General features: G+C 40.5%; 17 protein-coding genes and 1 pseudogene. 8 read left to right on the top strand and 10 right to left on the bottom strand.

The annotated features are described in order from the left end of the window. Positions 1-246: pseudogene (locus HMPREF0519_RS00490) on the bottom strand (AEC family transporter); the annotation flags it as partial. A 278-nt stretch (positions 247-524) separates the two neighbouring features. On the opposite strand from HMPREF0519_RS00490, the gene HMPREF0519_RS00485 reads away from it, so the two are divergent. Genes HMPREF0519_RS00485 through HMPREF0519_RS00470 form a run of 4 tightly spaced genes read left to right on the top strand, consistent with a single transcriptional unit; the run spans position 525 to position 4,082 of the window. Next, entirely contained in the window at positions 525-1,637 is a 1,113-nt protein-coding gene (locus tag HMPREF0519_RS00485; RefSeq protein WP_003556416.1) for a family 20 glycosylhydrolase, read from the top strand. Positions 1,638-1,682: 45 nt separating this feature from the next. Then, positions 1,683-2,897, top strand: coding sequence for a glycosyltransferase family 2 protein (locus HMPREF0519_RS00480; protein ID WP_003633726.1), 1,215 nt, complete (start codon positions 1,683-1,685; stop codon positions 2,895-2,897). Next, a complete protein-coding gene (locus HMPREF0519_RS00475) occupies positions 2,897-3,202 on the top strand; it encodes a hypothetical protein (RefSeq protein ID WP_003556411.1) in 306 nt (101 codons plus the stop codon). Before HMPREF0519_RS00480 ends, HMPREF0519_RS00475 begins: the two co-directional genes overlap by 1 nt. Next, positions 3,195-4,082 carry a polysaccharide deacetylase family protein gene (locus HMPREF0519_RS00470; protein ID WP_003633724.1) on the top strand — a complete coding sequence of 296 codons (888 nt, stop codon included), beginning with the start codon at positions 3,195-3,197 and terminating at the stop codon, positions 4,080-4,082. Before HMPREF0519_RS00475 ends, HMPREF0519_RS00470 begins: the two co-directional genes overlap by 8 nt. A 74-nt stretch (positions 4,083-4,156) precedes the next feature. Here HMPREF0519_RS00470 and HMPREF0519_RS00465 read toward each other — a convergent pair whose 3' ends face one another. After that, positions 4,157-5,362 carry a D-alanyl-D-alanine carboxypeptidase gene (locus HMPREF0519_RS00465; protein ID WP_225429067.1) on the bottom strand — a complete coding sequence of 402 codons (1,206 nt, stop codon included), beginning with the start codon at positions 5,360-5,362 and terminating at the stop codon, positions 4,157-4,159. A gap of 598 nt (positions 5,363-5,960) precedes the next feature. Here HMPREF0519_RS00465 and HMPREF0519_RS00460 point away from each other — a divergent pair. Then, positions 5,961-6,326: a DUF6483 family protein gene (locus HMPREF0519_RS00460; RefSeq protein ID WP_003633721.1), complete on the top strand. Its 366-nt coding sequence runs from the start codon at positions 5,961-5,963 to the stop codon at positions 6,324-6,326. Between the two features lie 3 nt (positions 6,327-6,329). On the opposite strand, the gene HMPREF0519_RS00455 is transcribed toward HMPREF0519_RS00460, so the two are convergent. Both HMPREF0519_RS00455 and HMPREF0519_RS00450 read right to left on the bottom strand, forming a co-directional pair. Beyond that, positions 6,330-8,069, bottom strand: a complete 1,740-nt coding sequence (locus HMPREF0519_RS00455; protein ID WP_003633719.1) for a 6-pyruvoyl-tetrahydropterin synthase-related protein — start codon at positions 8,067-8,069, stop codon at positions 6,330-6,332. A gap of 21 nt (positions 8,070-8,090) precedes the next feature. Then, the gene (locus HMPREF0519_RS00450; protein ID WP_003633717.1) at positions 8,091-9,746 is read right to left on the bottom strand and encodes an ArnT family glycosyltransferase; all 1,656 of its coding nucleotides are present in this window, start codon (positions 9,744-9,746) and stop codon (positions 8,091-8,093) included. Positions 9,747-9,882: 136 nt separating this feature from the next. Between HMPREF0519_RS00450 and HMPREF0519_RS00445 the strand changes: the two genes are divergently transcribed. Further along, positions 9,883-10,473: a hypothetical protein gene (locus HMPREF0519_RS00445; RefSeq protein ID WP_003633715.1), complete on the top strand. Its 591-nt coding sequence runs from the start codon at positions 9,883-9,885 to the stop codon at positions 10,471-10,473. A 168-nt stretch (positions 10,474-10,641) separates the two neighbouring features. Here the strand turns inward: HMPREF0519_RS00445 and HMPREF0519_RS00440 are convergent, their stop codons facing one another. From HMPREF0519_RS00440 to HMPREF0519_RS00430, 3 genes are all read right to left on the bottom strand, one after another. After that, entirely contained in the window at positions 10,642-11,823 is a 1,182-nt protein-coding gene (locus HMPREF0519_RS00440; protein WP_003633708.1) for an MFS transporter, read from the bottom strand. Between the two features lie 384 nt (positions 11,824-12,207). Next, on the bottom strand, positions 12,208-12,471 hold the full coding sequence (locus HMPREF0519_RS00435) for a hypothetical protein (RefSeq protein ID WP_003633703.1): 264 nt from the start codon (positions 12,469-12,471) through the stop codon (positions 12,208-12,210). Positions 12,472-12,578: 107 nt separating this feature from the next. Continuing rightward, on the bottom strand, positions 12,579-12,977 hold the full coding sequence (locus tag HMPREF0519_RS00430) for a hypothetical protein (protein ID WP_003633702.1): 399 nt from the start codon (positions 12,975-12,977) through the stop codon (positions 12,579-12,581). 108 nt (positions 12,978-13,085) lie between these two features. Here HMPREF0519_RS00430 and HMPREF0519_RS00425 point away from each other — a divergent pair, with 108 nt between their 5' ends. Next, a complete protein-coding gene (locus tag HMPREF0519_RS00425; protein ID WP_003633701.1) occupies positions 13,086-13,934 on the top strand; it encodes a sensor histidine kinase in 849 nt (282 codons plus the stop codon). Positions 13,935-14,052: 118 nt separating this feature from the next. Here HMPREF0519_RS00425 and HMPREF0519_RS00420 read toward each other — a convergent pair whose 3' ends face one another. The 3 genes from HMPREF0519_RS00420 to HMPREF0519_RS00410 form a co-directional block, all read right to left on the bottom strand. Beyond that, on the bottom strand, positions 14,053-15,183 hold the full coding sequence (locus HMPREF0519_RS00420; protein WP_003633699.1) for a vitamin B12 independent methionine synthase: 1,131 nt from the start codon (positions 15,181-15,183) through the stop codon (positions 14,053-14,055). A gap of 476 nt (positions 15,184-15,659) precedes the next feature. Next, complete coding sequence (locus HMPREF0519_RS00415; RefSeq protein ID WP_003633697.1) at positions 15,660-16,139, bottom strand: GNAT family N-acetyltransferase; 480 nt, start codon at positions 16,137-16,139, stop codon at positions 15,660-15,662. Positions 16,140-16,320: 181 nt separating this feature from the next. Then, on the bottom strand, positions 16,321-18,258 hold the full coding sequence (locus HMPREF0519_RS00410; RefSeq protein WP_003633695.1) for a metallophosphoesterase family protein: 1,938 nt from the start codon (positions 18,256-18,258) through the stop codon (positions 16,321-16,323). Between the two features lie 280 nt (positions 18,259-18,538). Between HMPREF0519_RS00410 and HMPREF0519_RS00405 the strand changes: the two genes are divergently transcribed. Next, positions 18,539-19,507 (top strand): S66 family peptidase, encoded by a 969-nt coding sequence (locus HMPREF0519_RS00405; RefSeq protein ID WP_003633693.1) that lies wholly within the window; start codon positions 18,539-18,541, stop codon positions 19,505-19,507. The last annotated feature ends 129 nt before the right edge of the window (positions 19,508-19,636 follow it).

Genomic DNA, 19,636 nt, shown 5'->3' with positions numbered 1-19,636 from the left:
AAAAATTTCAATTATGTAGAAGATAAAAATGCCAACACAAACCAGCATTAACTGCTGCATGCGACTAGCGGAATAGTGTTGTTCGAAAGCTCCGATGATTAAACAGGGTGAAACGATGTAAAGCAGAATATTAGTCAGATCATTTGATGTTTGAGCCTGCATAAAGCCGAGTTTGTTAATCAAAACGCCGACCAGCATTAAAACAAACATCAGAACAATTTGATTAGTCAGTTGACCGAGTGCCACAGGATCACTTCCTTGTTTTCAAAATAGCTTTTTTCTGAAAATAAATGCTATTTCATTATAACTCGATTTTTTGGCAGAGGTGGTCATCATTACGGCTAAAAATGGTGGTTTGAAATCAAGTTCTTAAAGATAGTTAACGATTCATCATTCACAAGTCACGTTAATACCATTTTGAGGTATCTTTGCTAGTATAGATTTGACTTTAAAAGTCGATTATTACATACGTTAAAAAGGTTTTTAGGGGGGGAGATCATATGCATAAACGCTGGTTGTTATTGATGCCGTTGGTTATTTTGTTAATGGGGTGTAGTTTAACGACAAAATCGGTTCAAAAATCAACTCAAAGCCAATACGGCCGGTTTAATGGTGTCACACTGGATGTATCCCGGCATCATTATCGGGTGGCCACGTTAGTTAAATTTATCAAGTTGGTTAGTACGAACCACGGTCAATTTATTCAGCTTCATCTTAGTGATGATAAGGATTTTGCCATTGAAAATCAGGTTGTCGGTCAGACGAGGGATCGGGCTGTTGAACAAGGCGGTATTTGGCGAAATAAAAAAACGCATCAGGCGTTTTACAGTCGACAGCAAATTCACTTTTTGGTTAATAACGCCAAAAAATATAACGTCACATTGATTCCGGAAATTGATACACCTGCTCACGTAACCGGTCTTGTGAATACACTAAAGGCAGCCGGTCAATCAAAGCTGGTTAAAGCATTGAGTTGGCATTCCAACAGTTATGGTGACGAATTACATTTAAGTAAAGCCAGCATTAAGTTCGTTGAAAAAGTTGATACTGAAGTTGCCGCGGATTTTGCGGGACAAAAAGATGCCCGGTTTCACTTAGGCGGGGATGAATTTACTGATAAATTAACCAAGAATTCAGCATACATTAACTACCTAAACGCGACCAGTGCAACTATTCAAAAACTTGGGTTTATTCCGGAAGCTTGGAATGACGGTTTCCTAAACAGCAGTTTGACTGCGTTGAATCATCATATTCAAGTTACTTACTGGAATTGGACCGCTGATCAATACGGAAAATTGGGTGCTGCCAGAAGAAAAGCCTGGTCCTCGATGCCGAATTTGATTCGTCATCACTTTAAAGTCTTTAACTACAACGATTACTACTTATATTTTAATATTTCCAAGAAGAATCTTTCAAAGAGCAATGTTTCGTACATGAGTAGCGACATGAAGCGATATTGGAAACCAACACTGTGGCACAATGATGATGCCACTCACTTAAAATCGCTTAAGGGAATTGTTGGCAGCAGTGTTTCTTTCTGGGCTGATTCCGCCGGAAACGTGTCTGATCAGCAAATTTATCAAGCAGGGAAAGGCTTCATTAAGAACTTTCTGGTGCTTACACGAAAGTCATTATAAACGATATTTGAGGGAAATATCGTGCTTAGAGGGGAAGGGAAGACTATGCGTACGCTTAGTTCATTTGTGATTTTGTATCCGGTCATCGTATCAATGGTTTGGATCATTGGGTCGGTGTTCTTTTCAATTCAGCGCCGGCAGGTACCACTTATTAATCTGCATGAGGGCAAGCCTGCCGATTTAGTTTCTGTACTGATTCCGGCTCATAATGAAGCTGATACGTTGGAAAACGTTGTGACGTCGGTAGCTGACATGGCGTATTTAAAGATCGAGTTGATTTTGATCAATGACGGCAGTCAGGATGCAACGCTTTCGGTTATGCGTCGCTTAGTTCAAAAATACAAGCAGCAGTTTCCAGTTAAAATCGTTGATGTACAACCAAATAAAGGGAAAGCAAACGCACTTAATCAGGGCGCTCAAATTGCACATGGTAAATTTCTACTTTGCCTGGATGCAGATTGCTACGTTGATCGTCATGTATTGGAGCCAATGCTTGCACAATTCTATAACAATCCACGTGTCGGTGCCGTTGGTGGAAAACCGATTGTCAGAAATCGGACCAGTATCCTGGGTCGGCTCGAATTATTGGAATACGTGGGTGTTATTGATATTATTAAGCGTGGTCAGGCGTTCGTGACCGGGCATATCACCACTGTTTCTGGAGTAGTGGTTGCCTATCGAAAAGAAGCGTTAGCCGATGTTGGGTGGTGGAATACCGATGCGATTACCGAAGACATTGACGTGACGTGGCGTCTATACCATCATCAATGGCAGGTCGTTTATTGCCCACAGTCGGTTGCGTGGATTTTAGTGCCGGAACATATTAAAGATTTGATTCATCAGAGACGGCGCTGGGCACGCGGTGGTTTTGAAGTGTTGTTTAGAAATCGGGGAATGCTGGTCACAGGCCGTTTAAGCGAGCAGTGGTTATTGCTGGATATGATTTTAAGCGATTTGTGGGCAATCAGCTGTGCCTTTGTAACCCTCTTTTACCTGATGATGGTCGCGTTTACCGGTGATCTGATTATGGATGGTGTTATTCTATTTCTGTTATTATTAATCAGTTTGGTGCAATTTATTATTGGATACACTGATTCCAAAAAATCGGATTTCATCAGTTGGCAGGATTTGCTGTTATTGCCGCTATACGTTGTTTTCTACTGGTTCATTAATTTAATTAGTTGTTTGACGGCACTTGGGTCGTTCTTTTTGGACCCCAAGCATGTTGGCAGCTGGCGTAGTCCGGATCGGGGGCTTTGATGATGAAGAAAAGACAACCTTCTAAGTTGATTATTCGAAAAAGGTCATCGCTGTTAACGATGCTTCGAAGAGCCATTATTTTAATTGGCCTTTGGATGGGTACTGGATATATTGTGTATATCAATATTTGTTTTCTTTTAAATATCTATTCAGACGCGCTGGTTTCGGATTATCTGGTTTTAAATTTATCGTTTCGTTCATATGCCATATTTGCGTTGCTGGTTGTGGTGATTGCCAGTCTGATGATTATTTTTGGATGGCTGCGAATTAGAAAACTGAAACGGCAGGCGAAAAATCGTGAATAAAACAACCCGTAAAATTATTTTAAGCAGCGTTATTGTCCTTTTCCTAATTGCCTTGGCGATCAGCGTTCATCACAATATCAAATACGAATTGGGAAATCGACCGAGTTATGCCATTTCTGCTCGGGATCAGCACATTAAAAACGGTGTGATGGTTTTTTGCTACCACCGGGTATTAAACAATAATGATATGGTTAAATTTGATGAGAACGTCTCGCCTAACAGCCAGTTCCATGATTTTAATGTTAATCTGCCGGCATTTAAACGCCAAATGAATGCGCTGCAGGTGAACCATATTAAAGTCATTTCATTACCAAAATTAATTAAAATAATGGATACGCATCAGCCAATTCACGGGAAATACGTTGTTTTGACGTTTGATGATATTGACCGTACGATGATTGACAATGCGTTTCCGGTTTTGCAGAAGCACCACTATCCCTTTACGGATTCCATTATTACGGGAAATACCGGTTGGTATAAATCTGGTACCAAGCTGGCAACCTGGCCGGCCATTTTAAGAATGAGGAAACGCGCTGGAAAATTGGTGACGTTCGCCGTTCATACAAATCGAATGCATTATCTGGTTGACCATGGCACACCTGTATTCAATATCCCAAGTAACTTTGTTCGATTTAAGCGGGACTACGCCGTTAGTCAAACTGTCCTCAAACAAAAAGTTGGTTATCAATCGCCGATCTTCACATATCCATATGGTAGTGGGACACCGCAAATTCAAAAGTTTCTCGCCGACCGTCCCGGTTTAAAAGCTATTTTGACGTTAAACAATGGTATTGTGACTGATCACAGTGACTTAAAACAAACGCCAAGAGTAATTATTAATTCAAGCAGTTGGCCAAGTGTTTCTAAGTGGATTAGCTGATTAAAATGATGTTATCATACAAAAACAGCTTCCGACAACGCCTTTAAGCATTGTCGAAAGCTGTTTTATGGGTCTTAATCGTAGTAGAAAAATGATTTGTCGTTATTTTCCGAATTACCGGTCGGATCCTGCTGACCGATGACGATCGCATATCCGTTGGCATAGCCATTGCCGTCACTGGCAACAATTTGACCTAAAATGTCGGGGATGTTATCAATGATTTGAATGCCGATTTGATAACCGGCCATTGAGGCTCGTTTATCTGAATCATAACCAGCTTCGTCCAGCATGGTTTTAACGGCATTGAGTTTTTTAGCATCCGACCATGCCGAGTGTTTTAGCAGGTATCGGTCAATGTCCGGGAATGCCTTAATGTTACTATAACCACCCGTTCCGATCGGTTTAACATCTTCGTCACTCATAATGGATTGATTGGCAGCATCGTAATTGTAAGCGGCGATTCTTGACAGGCCATAGTCGATTTTGCTGTATGGAAATAAAGCCGCAATCTGTTTGGCCAGTTTTTGGTATTTAGCAGTTTGAACGTACTGGTTATAGTCTGTATCGCCCAAGAAATCATCAATGGGAACGTAATTTTGACCGGTGTGGTTTGGATTGATACCGCGTTTTAAATAACCGCGCCAAACATACCCGCCGACTGTTCGACCGTTCCCTCTGAGGGTACCACTCAGGTAATAATAGATAGCCCGCTTATTGCCGTGGCGCATCACAACCGTTTCGGTTCGATACCAATTCATTCCCGGAAAGTTCTTTAAATGAACCCGAACCTTGCTGTGATTATAATTCCACATTTTGACATCCTGACCGTAATATCTTGGGTAATAGGAACCGGATTGGTTGGCCCATTTTTGTTGGACGATTTGATAACCCTTGGGACTGTATCCTTTGGCTAAATAGCCCTTCCAAACATATCCGCTCATGGATTGAGTAGTATTCTTGACTTGATAATAAACACGTTTATGATTGCCGTGTTTTAATACAACGCTTTTAGCAAGAAACCAGGTCGTTGCCTGGTAATTTTTAAGGTTATGCAGTTTCTTTGTATGATGGGCATTCCACATATAGGCCGTATGAGTTGTTTTGGTATGAAATGGTAAGCGAACGGCGTGTTTTTTATCGCTATAAACGTGGGAGTAATCCTTTGATTTAACGACTTGATAGCTGTTTTGACTTTTAGCCTGAACAGGCTGTTCTGTTATAAAACCGGTTATGGTGGCTAAGAGCCCCAATCCGACGACCGTAAAAATGCGTTTTCTCATCAACAAAATCCTTTCTGAATTGGATGTAGCAAACACCGTCATTATATAACATAATCCATGAATAAATGAACTACTTTGCTAATTCAAAGGGTAAGCTTAATGGAAGATTAGAAAGTTGGCCGAAATCAAAGGGATCAAATCAGTCGGTACTTTTGATTCGATCCCTTTATTCGTCGATGAATAATATACAATTGAATGTCTATATCAAAGAGAAAAGCTTAACTGTCATTCAGAACTGGAAGCAACAAATGAATACAAAATCATGATAAAACCAATCAATGTGCAAATAACGTGATACCACCAAAATGCACCGAATACCGGACAATCGCTCATCAATAAGAGGTTACTTAGAATAACGAGACCGCACCAGAACGGAAACGTTTTATAAAAATTATGATTAAAAGTCATCACATCATCCACTCTATTAGTTGCTAAATTACCTAATTTACAATCGCTAACTTTATCATAATTCAGATAGAAGTAGAAGGCAATTAATATGCATTATATATGGTATCCTTATAGTTGAAACCGAATAATTATTCGTAGGAGATTAAAGAGATTATCTATATAAGGACTTAGGCTGAAATGAGGGATCGAAGTGCGAGATGAAAATGATTTTATTCTTCGTCAAATTCGGGCATTCGCTGAAGGGCTTGGATATATTCTGTCACACGGAAAGGGCGGCCAATCGGAAGCTGAAATTGTTTTCCCCGAAAAGCAGGAACAGAAACTGCCCTATCAAAATGAGCTGCAGGGACTGATCGATAAAAAACGGTACGCTGATGCGGCAAAACGATTACTGAGTTTACAATATGCCATGACCGAAGCCCAATTTATGAAGCTTGGTATCTGGTCTTATTCGGAGCTGAATGAATACAGTGATGATCAATTAGTTGAAGGGAACTTCTCCAAGCAATCAATTATTACTGGTTTAAATCAGTTAAAAGCATTGCGGGAAAAATAGCAACTAAACTGAGTGATGTTTTTTTGGAACATAGATAATAGCAATGAATCCTGCCACTGTCATTAAAGCAACGGCAATGGTTATTGCGTTATTCTTGTATTGAACATGAACAGTATGAGTTCCGGCTTTAACGTTTTTTATCAGCAGAAGTTGATGCTTACTGATGTTGAGCGGGATTTTTTTGCTGTCTAATTTTATTTGGTAATGGTGATTGTAGATGACGAAAGGAAGCTCAATAGATGCAGTGTGACTTGAATGAAAGGAAATGTCAGATTGATTGCTGCCGGCTTTATTTTTAGTTGGTACGGTAATAGCCGTGTTATTTATGAATGCATGATGTTCGGGATATCCAATCTTGTCGAATACAGGAAGAGTGTTCTTGGGATAGTAATCTTTTGTACCTATGAATCCTAAGATATTTTGGTATTCGTAAGAATTTGTAGCTTTGAACCAGACAATGCCATCTTTATATTGAAGGTTTTGATCTTTTGTTAAAGGAGAAGCAACTTCCGGGGCGTTGATTTCAAAGTGCGTAATTCGGAATTGTGAGTGAAGTGACAGAACAAGAAAGACAAGAATGAAAACGCTAAAAACCAGTCTTCGAACATTTTTCTTTGAAAATCGTTGGATAATATCATTTAAACAGTAGCTAAAAATAAGGATCAAAAAGCATTGAGGGAAGATTAAAAAGCGCCATGTGAATTGGATGATTGAAATCTTTGTGTCCTGCAGTAGATACCAAGGGAAAATGTTACTGATTACGACGATGTAAAAGATAGAAATCCATAGTATCTGTTTGAGGTATTTTGGCAGTGTTCGATAAAAAACAAATCCCAATATCAAGCCCAATAATGCAACAATTGAAATGCTGGACCATGTGCTGTTAGTGAGTGTTAAAAATAAATATTTAGGTAAATTAATACCGGCCAAAGGAAATTTCTGCGGTGATGCCATTTTGACACTCGTACCAAAACTATAAGCAGGTAACCAAAAAGAACTAGTGACTAAGACTGTTAAAACAATAGCCTTGACTAGATTAATGAGTTTGTTTTTAGTTACTTTCTTGAAGTTAATGATGGTTAGAAGCACCAAGGTTACTATAACGAAAATAAAATTTAGCACATGAGAAAGACATATCAACGAAATACCTACGGTTAACATTTTATAGTGATTACTGGTCAGCCAGTGATAAAGTCCTGCGAATACCAGGGGTAAGAAAAGAAGGCTAAAACTGATTCCCAAATCCGCCGCGGTGAAATTTGTGTTAATTAACAGTCCTGACATCATGTAGGCAACTGCAAAAGTGTACGCACCGATTGTCTTGCCTTGTTCTATTGATAGGTAACTGAAGTAGGCGGTAACCATTCCGATAAATGTCATTAAGATAATGCCGATATAATAGCTGATGATCGGTTGGCGAATTACTAGTCGACAAGCCGCAAATAAATATAGCGGCAACTTGGGATACATACTCATGACAGCCGAACCATTTTGGTTAAAAGCAAAGGTCGCTATTGACGGGAAGAAATTAAAGTGTTGACTATTTTGATATAGCTCTTCAATTCGTTGTAGATGGAATTGAAAGTCTTGGGCACCAAACAACCATCCGTATCTTAGAAATAAAATGACGTTAAAGATACTAAGGGCCAAAAAAGAGACGAGAACAAGCCGATTAGTTTTAAAAAAAGTTTTGATAGGTGATGGTGTAGGGGCTAAAGGTGTTTGTTGGATACTATTTTTCAAACTGTTTTTCCTTTCAACTGATTAATCTTTTCGCTTGAGTAACCAGTAAGTAACGTTAGCACTTTCGAAGTTTTGCGTATGGTTAGTGACGATCCTGTAATGCTTGAACAATGTTTTGGACATTTTTTTGGTTCCTGGATTGAGGTTGCCGCTTGTTATTTTTCCTTTAGCGCCAGAGTAGCCACTCCACTTATTAATCTGCTTACCTGCCGGCGTGTTCAAGACAATCCATTGGACCTTATGATTTTTAATGACATTCAACTGGCCATTTAAAATTTGGGGCGCCTTATCATACTCGATATTATAGTTTTGGAAGTAGTAGGTGTTCGGCAATGCTCCAGAAGTTGTGTAGAAGCCCATATCGATTGACCCATAATTGAGCATGGTTGGGCGACCGTTACTCTGTGCACGCATAATGTTGCCGAATTCGACTTGTGCGGGTTGTTGTGGCTTGTTGGTTTGATTGAGTGTTACGGAGCCGTTATTGGGAAAAATCTTTGAACTTAAAATATTATCGTTAACCCCTAAAACTAAGAAAAAGCTTAGCAGTGCGCAACTTAAAAGGACGATTGATTCGTTTTGATCGTTAATTTTCACATCAAATTTTTTGATGGCATTAACGAACGCAAAAATACTCGGAATAACCAGGTATGGAAAGAAGGCCAATTCGTAATATTGGTAGACCTGATTGGGATGGTAGCCATAGACGATAAAAGCAGCGTTAACCACCATCATCATGACAAATAACATTTTTCCCCATGTGGTTTTGAAAGCGGACTTGCTGAATAGCAAATAGATGTATCCGATAAAGCCACACACAAAAATCAGGGGATCCTGACGAAGAAAACTACTGTAAATCGTTAAGGATTCAATGAACTTAGCGAAGACCGAGTTGTCGGATAACATGTAGATATGCATATTCTCATAAAAATAAACGTGGAAAAAGGCGGATAATGAATGGGTAGCCAAAAAGAAAATCAGCCATGGCACAATCGCTACTAAGAAACCGAGCAAACTCCAACGAATCATTTTGGAGACTTCTTTCCATGACTTGTGCTTAAGATAATAAGCAAACATTGCCAGGTAGAAGATGATCCAGCCGCCAAGCAGGGTGTATTTCATGAAAAATGTCAGCCCGACCAAAAATCCCTGAAGGCTCCAAAGCCAACGGGAGATGACAAAGTGGTTTCGGTCGCCCTTCAGCAGGGTATAGATCAGTCCAAGTATTGCCGGAAATAGAAGTGATTCAACCGTATCACCATAGTTATAGTATGGGTGAAACAGCTGAAAAAAAGGAATTAAAATCGCAATTGCACAGGCTGCGAGTTGAAAAGTATACATACGCGCAATCTTGTAGACTATGTACATTGAAAGAAATAAACTGAGAACTTCAAACGGAAACATGCCGAGTAATGAACGGCTGCTCAATAAATAGGCGATTCCGTGCATTAAGTAAACATAGGGGCCCTTTTGTTCAAAAACGTCCTTATAAGGCAGAATACCATGCATCAATGCCTTTCCAACCGTAAAAAAGCAGTTGTTATCCGGTGAATAGTCAAAATAAAACAGCGGAGACGTATAGCTGGCAAATCCCATAAACCAGACACTGATTAATAGAAAAAGTATCAGGTAGGATTTATTTGACAGCCAAATTTTGATCTTCGAAAACACAATCATCACTCAATTCTAAAAAGTTTTTTATAAAAATAGTATAGTAGATCTTAACAAAAGATTAAATACATATTATTATATGTAACTAAGGGTGTAGGGCTTGAACATTTTAACCGCTCAACTATTGTTTCGGTCATAGATAATGACTAAATTGGTAAAACATAACTCGGAGGGTATTATACATGAAAAAACTTTACTATATCTAACAGCAGCGGTCACACTCTTTTCCGTTGGCAGTGTAGCTTCAGCAAGCTTACATACCAACAACACTGACAACGTAACTGCAACCGCAACCAGTGGTTCAGCAGTTTCAAGCAGCTCAACATCAGTTTCTTCGTCATCAACTTTGACACCAACTGAATCATCATCTTCAACTAAGACACCAACTGTTTCAAAGCATGCTAAAGCCGTTAAATCAGCTAAGGCTAAGGTTGCTAAAGCTAAAGCAACTGCTAAGAAGTACCAAGCAGCTTACAAAAAAGCTAAGAAGTCAGCTACTAAGGCTAAATACCTTAAAGCTTACAAGAAGGCTTTTGCCAGCTACAAGAGTGCCCAAGCTAAGCTGGCTACTTTACAACACCCAACTGCTGTAAAGAACGCTAAGGCTAAAGTAGCCAAAGCTAAAGCCAACTACAAGAAAGCCAAGACTGCTGCCAACAAGGCTAAATACCTTAAGGCATACAAGGCTGCCCAAGCTAACTTGAACAAGGCTTACGCAAAGTACGCTAAATAATGAATTGAAAATCTGACGGCTGACAATGATGCATTGTTGCGTCAGTCATTGATTCATGCACGAAACGGTTAAAATGAGCTACACCTACAATAAAATCCTCTTTCGATACCTTGGGTTGAATACCATGGATCGGAAGAGGATTTTTGATTGGTTAGTTTGGTACTAAGGTTACTTTAAGACGGTTCGGCTTTTAATACGGGTTGTTATATATAGGATTAGTATAATGCCGCCGATTGTTCCAAATGCAAATGAGAAATTATAGTGCTCAATTAGCCAACCGACAAGTGGAAATAGGCCGATCATCACAAAGGAGAACAGCACGCTTGCGATACTCAGGAGAGTGGCCCGCTGCTTCGAATCAATCATTTCGTTGTAGTAGCTGCTGAAAATCGGCTCCACAAGGGATGAGAGGAGCTGTGAGGTGAGAAAAAGCATCATTAGCATAGGAATCCAATCAAGCCAGCTGACCAGTAAAAGGGCAATCAGGCACCAACTGAGGCTATTGACCAAAACAGCTTTTGGAAAACGTTTTTGGATAATAGGGGTAAAGTGGATGCCGACAATATTGACAGCCGCTGAAGTCACCATTAAAAGTGAGATCATCCATCCCGAAAAATGGGCTTTCTCCATCAACGATTGAAAATAAAAATAGTATGAGGTGCAAATTCCGGCAAAAACAGCCTGAAAAAACATCAGGTTTCTCAATACGCGATTGGTTTTAAGAACCCGATAGGAAGTTCTTAGAATCGACCCAATGGTTTCGGGGGCTTGGGCTGATACCTTTGATGGTGTGACGTGGGGTTCTTTCATCATTAAGATTGAAATGAGCGCGAAGAATCCGATTAGGATAGAGATAACATAGGTTAATTCAAAGTGCCAATGAACGAAAAAACCTGCGATGACAACCCCGGCAGTGTCGCCAAATTCATACAGCACGTTGACTGTACTGATGATTTTGGGATAGGCCTTTGTTTGCCTTGTCTCAATAAGTGAATCGTACATCAGGGCATCGATTGTGCCAGACTGTAGGTTATAGGATAAGGCACTTAACACAAAGCTGAAAGCAAACATTAGAAATGTATGACTTGTCAGCATGATAACTGCGGACAGAATTGATGCGATCCGGCCGCCGATTAAAATGGATTTGTAGGAAAAGCGATCGGCCAAAACGCCGGTTGGCACTTCAAACAAAAAGCTGGCAACGTGAAAAATACTTTCGCACAGGCCGATTTCGACAAGGCTTAACCCTTGCATCTGCAGGTAGATAACCCATAAACCGGTAATCCCGAAAAAGGAGAAAAATGTATAGGCATAACCTGTGTTGATATTAGTTGGATAATTAGTTTTCATTAGATAAACACTCCAGTGAGTTGACAACCCGGGTATATAGAGAGTTGTCTGGTTTTATTTTTATGCGGTCACTAGAGTGTTGTTACCTGTATGATGCAGTGTTTTAATGTAATCCAAGCCAGCATTAGTTTCACCTCGAGAAATAATCAATATAATTATGAATTAGTGTAGTGAATTGACAGGAAAAGTGCAAGGCAGAGATGCATATTAAAATGTGATTGCAATTAATCGGAGTCCTGAGTATGATCAAATTATAAAATGCTGGTCAGTTGAAACCGAGAAAAGGATAACGATGATTTCTTAGTGAATGTTATGGGGGATATTGCCAATTTGTAAAATAAAAAACGCGCACCTCTTTTATAATGAGAGTGCGCGTTTTCTGCTCTATAATTCCTTTCTTCTGATTAATATCAACGATAAACCAAAACAGATAATTAAAATGGCGACACTAAACCAGATGTAAGGTTGAAACTGACTAACCGAGAACTGCTTTAAGCTGATTTTGACGGAAACGCCGAAGAAATCAACATACTTTAACCAATCCCATTTAGAAATCATACTGATAATTGAAACAAGCAGCGGAAAAATAATGATGAAAACGGCGCTGCCGATTAGTGATCCTGTCAGCATCAAAATAACAATGGCCATGCTGAATACAACGCCAATGAAGAAAGCCACGATCAGCGCGGTCAGTAAAGTTGTGCCGAACAGGTTTGCCTAACTGGTACCGACATTTCGCCCTAGGGCCATTCCCGTTAAAATTCCGGCAAGGAAAAAATGACGATCTGCATGAAAATATCCAATAACATCGTGACAAGCTTTGCAATAATAAAGCCAGAGCGCGAAATCCCGGAAACCAATGTATTTTTATAGGTTTGTTGGCTGAATTCGTAACCGATCACCATAACGAAGATGCTGATGAATGCGTACATTAAAACGCTCGATGATATCGTCAGCCCATGGATGCCAGATAGCAGTGTCCAAGGAACAGTCGATAACCGTTCAAGAACATCAACCGGTGCACTGACCATTACACCCCCGACTTGCTTGGAATAGACAACGACGATACTGAAGAGAATAACTAATATCAATAGTAGGTAGTGCCCCAACGTATGGGTTTGCCGATAAAAATCAGCGCATAGTTGATTAATCATGTTTTCCGCCTCCTTGGTGTGACAATAAATAAGTGTGCTAAGTACAAATGTCCAATACGTTAACTCAATTTGGGGAATTGGTGTGCGATTCGATTAAGGGGAGAAACCATGGTAATTATGTTGAGTATCGTTTGTCTTGTTTTAGCAGTTTTATTATTATTAATAATCATTGATATTAAGCGAGTAACGGCCGAATTGGTTTATATAAAGGCGCACACGACAAATGGTTTTGTAACGGCTAATACCGGTTTACCGCTTATTCAAAAGCTGATCAATGCGAGTAATGCCAGCCTGAGGGTCAGTCGGGAACTGCAGCAATCCCAAGTTCGACAGGACGATCAGGTTCGAAGAATGCTGACGAATTTAACCCATGATATCAAGACGCCGCTGACAGTATCAATGGGGTATGTTCAATTGCTGATGCGGTCAATGGATACAGCGCAACAGCCTAAGCTAAAGCGAATTGGACGAAACCTTGACGCTGTTAATTATTATTTACGCTACCTAATGGATTTTAATTTGATGCAGGAAAAAAGTATTGCGTTGAAAGTAAAGAAAATAAACGTTTCAGCGTTGTTGGAAAATGAATTGTTTAACTATTACGATGAGTTTAATCAACGCGGATTAAAGGTCACGCCAACAATTAGTCCAAATCTTATTTTGCAGACCGATGCAACTTTGCTGACAAGGGTCTGTCAAAATTTGATTGGCAATATTCTAAAATATGGAGAAAAGGAAGTTCGGGTTGAATTAGTGCGCGTTGATGACGCACATGTTAAATTGACGTTTTCCAATCGGGGCAGAAATCTACCCAAGGATCCGACTAGGTTAATGAACCGGTTCTATACAGCAGATCAGGCAAGAACCAACCAGAGTGTCGGTCTGGGGCTTAGCATTGTGCAGTCTTTAATCACAACGTTGGGTGGACGAATGCTAGTTGGTTTAACGTCATGGTGACATTAAAATCATTGAAAAATCAGGAATAAGTCAAAAACAGGGTGCCTGCAAAGTAAATCATCAGTTACTTTGCAGGCACCCTGTTTGTTTATTGAATAATTAATAGTCGATGGACAGTTTATGCACCCCAAACTTTCTCGGCAATTCGCTTAACCAAGCTCAGTTTGTCCCACTGCTGATCTTCGGTAAGTTTGTTGCCTTCTTCGGTTGATGCAAAACCGCATTGTGTTGAAAGAGCCAAATTATCCAATGGCACTTTTTCCTCAGCTTCCTTAATCCGATTGATAATTTGATCTTCATCCTCTAATTCGGGTGATTTGGAGGTGATCAGGCCAAGGACAATGCGCTTGTTCTTGTTGCCGTTCCAAATTCGATCAAGTGGCGCAAAGCTTCCAGAACGCTGATTATCGTACTCAAGGAAGAGGCCGTCGTAATTGAGTTGGCCAAGGTAATCCGCAACATCGTCGTAGCTGCCGGAAAAGAGGTAGGTTGACTTGAAATTCCCACGGCAAATATGGGTTGTCACGGTTAAATCGTCCGGAAGTCCTTTTAGTAACTGATTAATAACTTGAACGGCGTCTTCTGCCATTTGAACGTAGCGTTGGTGTTCATCTTTATCGTCGGCGGTTTCGTTTAATTTTGTAATTAAGAACGCCCAAGTTGTGTCGTCCAGTTGGATGTAACGACAGCCGAGATCATAAAAGTGCTGAATGGTTTGGTGGTAGGCGGTAGCGAGATCGTCCAAGTATGCTTCCCATGATGTGTAGAACTTTGACCAGTTGTCGCTTCGATTATCCCGAAAGAGCATGGAAGGGGATGGAATGGTTTGTTTGGGTGTGACGCCATCCGGGGTGATTGACTTTAAAAATTTGAAGCTGTCAAAGAAAGGATGGTCCGGGTTGTAGGCAATTCGGCCGACCAAGTCTGCATTGTCGGTTCGGGTTTTACTACCATGAAATTTGTAGCTTTGATGATAATCGTAATGACCAACACCGGTAAGGCCCCATAAAAAGTCTAAATGCCACCAGGAGCGGTTGAACTCACCATCGGTTACATCTTTTAAGCCCAATTCAACTTGTTTTTTTACGATCTTTCGGGTTTCATCGTGTTGAACCTGCTGCAATTGGTCAGCGGTGATGTCACCTTTCTTGAATTTCTCATGAGCATCTTTTAAAGCTTGGGTTCTAAGTAGGCTTCCTACTACATCGTAGCGATATGGAAATTTGATTTTGGTTGCTGTATCTGTCATTTTGAAAATCCTCCTAAAAATTATGAATTGACTTAAGTCTACGAAAAAAGCATCCGCCCCCGAATGTCATTTCGACAAACAAGGGGCGAATGCTCGCGTTACCACCCTTATTTACACTATTCTTACAAATAATGCCTCAACGGTACCGATTGATACCCGGGAAGTTAACGGTTCCTACCGACTGCCTTGCGTGAACAACACAGTGACTTATCAGAGCTCATCTTCAACGTGGCCTGCATATCCCTTCTCACCGGCGGGATTCTCTTAGATGCAATGAACGTTTACTCTTCTCTTCGTCTTTTTAATTCGTAGACTAATCAAATTTTAATCTAGAATAAACTATATGAGGGGAAAAGTCAATTAGGCGGATGCAGAGTGTTATTTATTCTATTAATCATTGTCTCGGTAATTTTATGTCTGGATCTTTTTTAATGTAAGCAGTGAGTTAGACTTTGAGGTTGAATGATGAATGATGGTTAATTTCTGAAATCTCGGCGCATTTCAATAAAAGGATAAGTCGAACAATTCGTTTTTTGGCTATGCCGCCGCACCGCTTTGAATCCAAGCTTTTGGTAGACTTTTTGTGCTCTGACATTAAATTCAGCAACATCCAAGATAATCGTACTGACAGAAAAGTTCTTTTGAATATCATCAAGGATAAAGTCTAAGAAGTTTTGACCAAGTCCCTGTCCTGTTAGTCGGGGTGCCAAACCCAATCCCAGTTCATAAGTGTCCTTTTCAGTGTCAATAGGTTCAATTGCAAAAACACCCACAAGTGTTTTATTTTCGTTTAAGACCTGATAGTAATGGTCTTTCCTTAATACCGGACTAATGATTTCCTGATAATCTTCCGGATCGGCTGTCATGTCATAAAAAGCATATTTTCCGTCGTAATGCCAATCATTAGCGACTATCAATGCGTTTTCTTGTGTTAGTTGTGCGACTTGCCATGCCATATATACGTCAGCTCCTGATAATTATTATTTATTGAGTTGCTAAGGCAGCTCATACATCCGAATTTTAAAATATCTTCTACATATAATGAAGTCCAAACACTAGTTGTTTTTTGGGTGCTGTCTTTATATATCTTAAAATGGGTTTACGCGAAGATTGACCTTTTCACAGTCATGGCGATCTTTAAAAGTGCCAACCGGGCAAAAAATACCGATCATTTTTCCATCCGAATCTAAATTGGACCACTTCACCAGAATGAGCGCTAATTCGAAAAATTGACCAGGCATTGCCGGTTAAATCGGTCAGGTTTCGAGCCGAATTTTCTGGATTAAAGTTCTTCTCTGAACCGTCACCACGATCCGCAATCGCACAGGTGGTTGTCACAAATTGGATGCCGTGATAAAGTGCCTGATTATCTTGATGGGTATGACCGGAAATATAACCGATGACGTTATGAGTGGCATTCTGATAGTTAATAATATCCTTTAGAACCTGTTGATTTTCTATAAAACCGGGCCGATTGGTTACAACGTTATTCTCGAATAGATTTCTAGCGTATTCATCGATACTCAATTGATTTTCTTTAGACCAGGTATTTTGCCAGGTCTTAATGCCACCCAACGCAATGTGATTGAGAAAAAGGACTTTATTACCCTCCGGCACATGTGGTAGTGCCTCGTTCTTTAACCAATTTAATTGTTGATCGCTGTAACGGCTATAACCGTGGCGGAAACTATCAAAATGGACGTTTCCATCACCAAGAGTGGTTCGTCGGGTTTCAATATCCGGCTGATCAAAACCGTCTAGAACAATGATGGTTACCTGACTGTTTGGTATATTGTACGTGCCATAAACGGCATTGTTGCCATTATCCGGTCGATTCAGAGCACCAGCTCTTAGGCACCATGCTTCCTCATTTGTCATTAATTGATCAAGTTGATAACCTGCCTGGTCACGAACATATCCGGAATTATCATCGTGGTTTCCCTGCAAAATGATGTAGGGACGTTGCCCCAGCTTCATTGCATCTACCCCTAGTTGGATATCGATTTTACTCAGATCATGCGGCTTGGCGCCGTCGTTCAAGTCTCCACCATGAATCATGAGGTCAACGCCATACTTTTTGGCATAGTCACTCATGAGCATCATGCTGTGCAATACTTCGGCAGAGGCCGGTGTTTGATAACTGTCAATATGGGTATCGGCAATATACGCAATATAAACAGCATCGAAAGGAGCATTCTTCGTGACCTGTTTGTTAAAGGTTTTTAAGGCCTTTAATTCAGCGCTTGAAGGTTGAAAATCTGTGCTTGGGATTTCTTTTTTAATTGGCTGATCGATGGTTTCCCAAGAAGCAGTGTTTGGACTACCAACATCACCAATAACGTGCCATTCTTTATCCGTTTTGTTGCCGCCAATGGTTTTAGTGTATGGCCAGATTTGTTCCCAGGGCTGGGCACTGTTTTGGTCAGTGACATAGCCTGCTTTTTCAAAGCGGCCGCCCTTGGACATTTTGATCACATTACCAAGAGTTGATAATTTGCCAATTGGCAGGTAGCGGCTGGGACCAAGCTTAACCCACATGCGGTCGGATCCGGCAGTCTTTCCAACATATCTGATTTTGTGAGTATGATCTTTAGGAAAACGTTCGTCAGTTAAATTATCAAAGAATGTTGGTTTACTGCGGACTTGAGCGCCATCCTCCGACATTGTCACCCAACCGGACATTGGAAAGTCATAGTCGGCAAGTGTTGATTCAGGGATAACACCACTGAGCTTTGGAACGCCGGTATCAACGCCAATCATTGGCGTTGGCTGATCGTCTTCTATCTTAATGGGATCAACAGCGTTGGAATCGGTACCGAAGTAAATCCCGGTTGATAGGTTGGCGTAAGGGACAAAGAAAGTTACACCGCCTTTTCCCATAAATGACAGCCAAAAATGGCCGTCTCGTTTTTCCTTTCCGGAATAGGTGACGGATTGACCATCGCTGTAACTTGTTCGTCCGGTATCGCTCATCAAAGGTTTTTCCCGCACCTTGCAGGTCGTATTAAACCGAAAGCTGCCTGATTGGGCTATTGAATAGCCTTCAGGTGTATTTTGAGCTGCTGTTATGTCCATAAATAAATGTCCTTTCTAAAATTTGACGGCTCTGATTTAAAAGGAAACCAGTTCTTATCAGTATGATGCCAATCATTAATTCGTTAATTAACATCATTTTTTCGGGATGCAAGAGGGTATTAGAGACGAATTCACTGCCTTAATTGAACCATGTTTTTAAGACTGCTGCATGATTATGAGATTTACTCGAAGAGAAGAGATGATTTGAGTGACCTTTTTTGCGGTCCCAAATAAATGCTACAATCAAATCAACTGACATATTGATTATAGAGGCGATTTTATGACAACTATTGGATTCTGCTCAACATCAACACCTATTACTGCAATATCGCCAAAACGCTTTGAGCGGGCAAAGGCATTTTTAAAAACCAAGGGCATTCGTTTGGTAGCCGGATCGTTATCCGGTAAAAGGGATTATTATCGTTCCGGCAGCATTCTTGATCGGGCGATTGAGGTCAATCAGTTGATCCACAATGATGAGGTAGACATTATCATGGCAACAATTGGCGGAACAAACACCAATGCTGTTTTGCCTTATCTTGATTATGAGTATCTTAATCAACATCCCAAAACGATTGTCGGATATTCAGACGCAACCGCATTGTTGCTTGCGGTTCGAACGCAGGCTCCCAATTATCGGACGTTGTATGGACCGGCGTTGGTAGCATCATTTGGTGAATGGCCGCCTTTTGTGGATGAGACTTGGACAGATTTTGAAAAAATAATCCAGACACGTCCCGGGGAGGCTGTGACCGTTAAAGCACCCGGGTATTGGGACGACGAAGCAATTAACTGGAATGATTTTGACCGACCTAAAAAGCAGCATCCCAATCAATGGCGCGCAATTGGCGAGACGCGGCTATCCGGTCGACTCATAGGTGGTAATTTGAACACTATTTATGGGATTTTAGCGTCGAAGTATTTTCCAAAATTGGCTTCTGGAGATTTGTTATTTATTGAAGATGCCGAAAAGGATGCGGCAACTGTTGAAAAGAACTTTGCGATGATTCGCGACGCTGGCGCTTTTGATAGGGTTCGTGGCGTTATCCTTGGAAAACATGCTTTGTTTGATGATCTTGGTACTCAGCGTCGACCAATTGATATTTTGCTGGAAGTATTAAATAATCAGCGGCTTCCTATCATTTATGACTATGATTCTTGTCATACAACTCCGATGATGACAACGCCTTTGGGAGCCCAGGCTGTGATTGATGCAGAAGAAGGAACAGCTACTTTTTCAGATTTTTAGATATGGAATATATCCAGCATACGGTTATTTAGGCGTTTGGCATGTGCCTATCGGTAGGAATGATGTTTGTCCTAAAAGAATCCTAATCTTGTTGAGGCTTCTTTTCTTTTATAATAGTGACGATAATTA

It is taken from the genome of Lentilactobacillus hilgardii DSM 20176 = ATCC 8290 (genome assembly GCF_000159315.1).
GTDB lineage: Bacteria > Bacillota > Bacilli > Lactobacillales > Lactobacillaceae > Lentilactobacillus > Lentilactobacillus hilgardii.
This window is presented reverse-complemented; position numbering and strand designations above follow the sequence as displayed.

Coding starts and splice junctions, on each gene's coding strand:
- HMPREF0519_RS00420 (WP_003633699.1), bottom strand. CDS start 15,183: ATGACAGATACAGCAACCAAAATCAAATTTCCATATCGCTACGATGTA.
- HMPREF0519_RS00465 (WP_225429067.1), bottom strand. CDS start 5,362: ATGAGAAAACGCATTTTTACGGTCGTCGGATTGGGGCTCTTAGCCACC.
- HMPREF0519_RS00445 (WP_003633715.1), top strand. CDS start 9,883: ATGACTAAATTGGTAAAACATAACTCGGAGGGTATTATACATGAAAAA.
- HMPREF0519_RS00440 (WP_003633708.1), bottom strand. CDS start 11,823: ATGAAAACTAATTATCCAACTAATATCAACACAGGTTATGCCTATACA.
- HMPREF0519_RS00480 (WP_003633726.1), top strand. CDS start 1,683: ATGCGTACGCTTAGTTCATTTGTGATTTTGTATCCGGTCATCGTATCA.
- HMPREF0519_RS00475 (WP_003556411.1), top strand. CDS start 2,897: ATGATGAAGAAAAGACAACCTTCTAAGTTGATTATTCGAAAAAGGTCA.
- HMPREF0519_RS00415 (WP_003633697.1), bottom strand. CDS start 16,139: ATGGCATGGCAAGTCGCACAACTAACACAAGAAAACGCATTGATAGTC.
- HMPREF0519_RS00410 (WP_003633695.1), bottom strand. CDS start 18,258: ATGGACATAACAGCAGCTCAAAATACACCTGAAGGCTATTCAATAGCC.
- HMPREF0519_RS00450 (WP_003633717.1), bottom strand. CDS start 9,746: ATGATTGTGTTTTCGAAGATCAAAATTTGGCTGTCAAATAAATCCTAC.
- HMPREF0519_RS00430 (WP_003633702.1), bottom strand. CDS start 12,977: ATGATTAATCAACTATGCGCTGATTTTTATCGGCAAACCCATACGTTG.
- HMPREF0519_RS00405 (WP_003633693.1), top strand. CDS start 18,539: ATGACAACTATTGGATTCTGCTCAACATCAACACCTATTACTGCAATA.
- HMPREF0519_RS00435 (WP_003633703.1), bottom strand. CDS start 12,471: ATGGCCATTGTTATTTTGATGCTGACAGGATCACTAATCGGCAGCGCC.
- HMPREF0519_RS00425 (WP_003633701.1), top strand. CDS start 13,086: ATGGTAATTATGTTGAGTATCGTTTGTCTTGTTTTAGCAGTTTTATTA.
- HMPREF0519_RS00485 (WP_003556416.1), top strand. CDS start 525: ATGCCGTTGGTTATTTTGTTAATGGGGTGTAGTTTAACGACAAAATCG.